2 protein-coding genes and 1 pseudogene are annotated in these 2363 nt (G+C 64.9%); 1 reads left to right on the plus strand and 2 read right to left on the minus strand.

Translation table 11 applies throughout. The features are described 5' to 3' along the window. Both B7Z76_RS15895 and B7Z76_RS15900 read right to left on the minus strand, forming a co-directional pair. Positions 1–369, minus strand: a pseudogene (locus B7Z76_RS15895) (mobilization protein); the annotation flags it as partial. Beyond that, positions 366–854, minus strand: a complete 489-nt coding sequence (locus B7Z76_RS15900) for a hypothetical protein (protein ID WP_035187214.1) — start codon at positions 852–854, stop codon at positions 366–368. The gene B7Z76_RS15900 and the pseudogene B7Z76_RS15895, both read right to left, overlap by 4 nt. A gap of 334 nt (positions 855–1188) precedes the next feature. Between B7Z76_RS15900 and mobF the strand changes: the two genes are divergently transcribed. Further along, positions 1189–2363, plus strand: a 1175-nt coding sequence (gene mobF / locus B7Z76_RS15905; protein ID WP_291345216.1) for a MobF family relaxase, incomplete at its 3' end; no start/stop codon positions are given.

Consider the following 2363-nt stretch of genomic DNA (forward strand, 5'->3'; position numbering starts at 1 on the left):
CTCGTCGTTGATCACCCATGCGATAGCGATGGGAGTGGCGAGGGCTTCGGCGCCGCGGTGGAGGTAGTCGCCGTAGCGGCGCATGGCGTCATTGTCGCGAGCACCGGCGTTGATGACGCAGGTCTTGTCCTGGTGCTGTTCGATGGCGTTGAGCATGGTCTGCCATCCGGCCTCGGTGCGGGTATCGGCGGCGAGGGTGGCGTCGAGTTCGTCCCCGAGACATTTGGCAGCGTCAGGGTTGGCGGTATCGGTCTCGATGAGGAAGACGGGCCGGTTGAGGACGTGGCGGAGATGATCGGCGAGGGCGATGGCGACCATGGACTTGCCGACACCGCCTTTGTTGCCGCCGACATAGATGATGCCTCTCATACGTCATCGCTCCCGATGGCGAACGTGCCCGCACCCGGTGTTTTCTCGGTATCGGTCGCCTTCGCGCGGTCCGGCACTTTTTCTGGCGGCGCCGGATTTGACGGACGATCGGCCGTGTTGCGGACAGTACCTGCCGTATGCTTGCCAAGTTGCGATGATGCCGCTGATCCAGCGTTCCCCATCTTCGCCTCTGTTCGCGTGGATGATGCTGGCTTGCGGCTGCGTTTTCTGGCGAGAGCCGAGCGAATGGTGGCGGCGCTAGCGGCGAGGGGGGTGTTATCGCGCAGCCACTTGGCGATCTGGTCGATGGTATAGCCTTTGTCGCGCATGGATTTGATCTCACCGCTGAGGGATTCGATCGCGGCACGCTTGGTCAGGAGGGCGGCGTCACGGGCGGCAGGGAGTGCTTTCATCTGCGCCGCGATCGCCTTGATATCGTCACGGCTGATTCCAGCAGCCTGCTTTACCTGCGTATCATCTGCCATGGCGATCGCCCTTTCTCGTTCGGTCTCATGATGACCATTGCCCGACGCGATCCATGAGGCAATATCGGTCTGTCACAACATAGCTAATTGAGTATCGCTTCAATATCGGTATTCATTCAAGTGACGACCATTCAGCTACCGGAGCGCAATTTCTGGTATATCGACGACAAGCTTCGCTTGTCTTTTACACACAACCGCACCTATGATGCATGGCAAGGGCAGAAGCCGGGGTATCACGCCCCATCTCCGACAAGCAAGCAGAAACGACTAGCCGCCAGCCCTTCTGGTGACGCCACATCCGACAACCAACAGCGATGACAGCGAGGACCAGACGATGATTTCATATAGCCATCTGACCGCGCAAGGCTCCGGGCAGGGATCTGCGTCAGGTGGCGGTTCCGGTGCCAGCATCGCCGGGGTGGTGCGGTATCTGGAATCGGAGCGGCAAGACGGCCTGGCAGCGGAGCGAGGCGCTGCGGCGATCGGCTATTACCAGGGCCGCGCGGCACCGTCGGTGTGGCTGGGGTCCGGTGCGACCGAGCTTGGTCTGGCCGGTGCGGTAGACGGCGCGACGCTGGGGTCGGTTCTGGCGGGCCGGCTCCCCGACGGGACAGATCTAAGCGGGCGGGGCAACCGGGCGGGAAGCCGCCGTCTGGGGCATGATCTAACGATCAGTGCGCCGAAGAGTGTCAGCATCCTGGCGCTGGCTGGGGGCGATGCAAGGCTTCTGGCGGCGCATGATGAGGCGGTGCGGGCGGCGGCGGGCGAGGTCGAGCGTCTGATGCTGGTGGCGCGGCGGGGCAAGGCGGGGGCGGTGGTGGAGCGGACCGGACGGATGGTGGCGGCCGCATATCGGCATGAGGACAGCCGGCCAGTGGACGGGGTGGCTGATCCGCAGCTGCACACGCATCTGATCATCGCCAACATGACGCGGCGATCGGATGGGGTTTGGAGTGCGGCGTCGCTTGACTTCGGGGTGCGGAACGAGACGCTGCACACGCTGGACGCAGTGTACAAGGCAGAGCTGGCGAAGCGCGTGACGGAGCTTGGCTACGGGATCGAGCGGACGCGAGATGGGTTCGAGATCGCAGGTCTGACGCGGGAGCAGATTGCGGCGTTCAGTCGGCGGACGGCGGAGATCGACCGGACGCTGGCGGCGGGCGGTCTAGACCGGGAGGCGGCGAGTGCGGCGCAGCGGGTGCGGGCGAATGTATCGACCCGGGTGGAGAAGGGGCAGCCGGGTGAGCTTGACCAGCGTTATGCGTGGCGCGCCCGGGCGCGCGAAGTCGGGGTCGACCTTGAGCAGCTCCGCCATGCCGCGCTGGCTAGGGATCGTGGGGGCAAGGTTCTGGTTGCCGGCCGCGACGGCGACGCTTGGCGGCCAGATGAATGGGCCCTGGCGCGGGAGGCGGTGACGGGGGCGGCGCGGCATCTGAGTGAACGCGCGAGCGTGTTCAGCGAAGCGGACCTGATGCGCGAGGCGCTGCTGGCGGGAATGGGCATGGTGAC

Origin of the sequence: Acidiphilium sp. 20-67-58, from assembly GCF_002255515.1 — a bacterium.
Taxonomy (GTDB): Bacteria; Pseudomonadota; Alphaproteobacteria; order Acetobacterales; family Acetobacteraceae; genus Acidiphilium.

Excerpts from the sequence above, each read along its gene's own strand:
- B7Z76_RS15900 (WP_035187214.1), bottom strand. The coding sequence starts at position 854 with ATGGCAGATGATACGCAGGTAAAGCAGGCTGCTGGAATCAGCCGTGAC.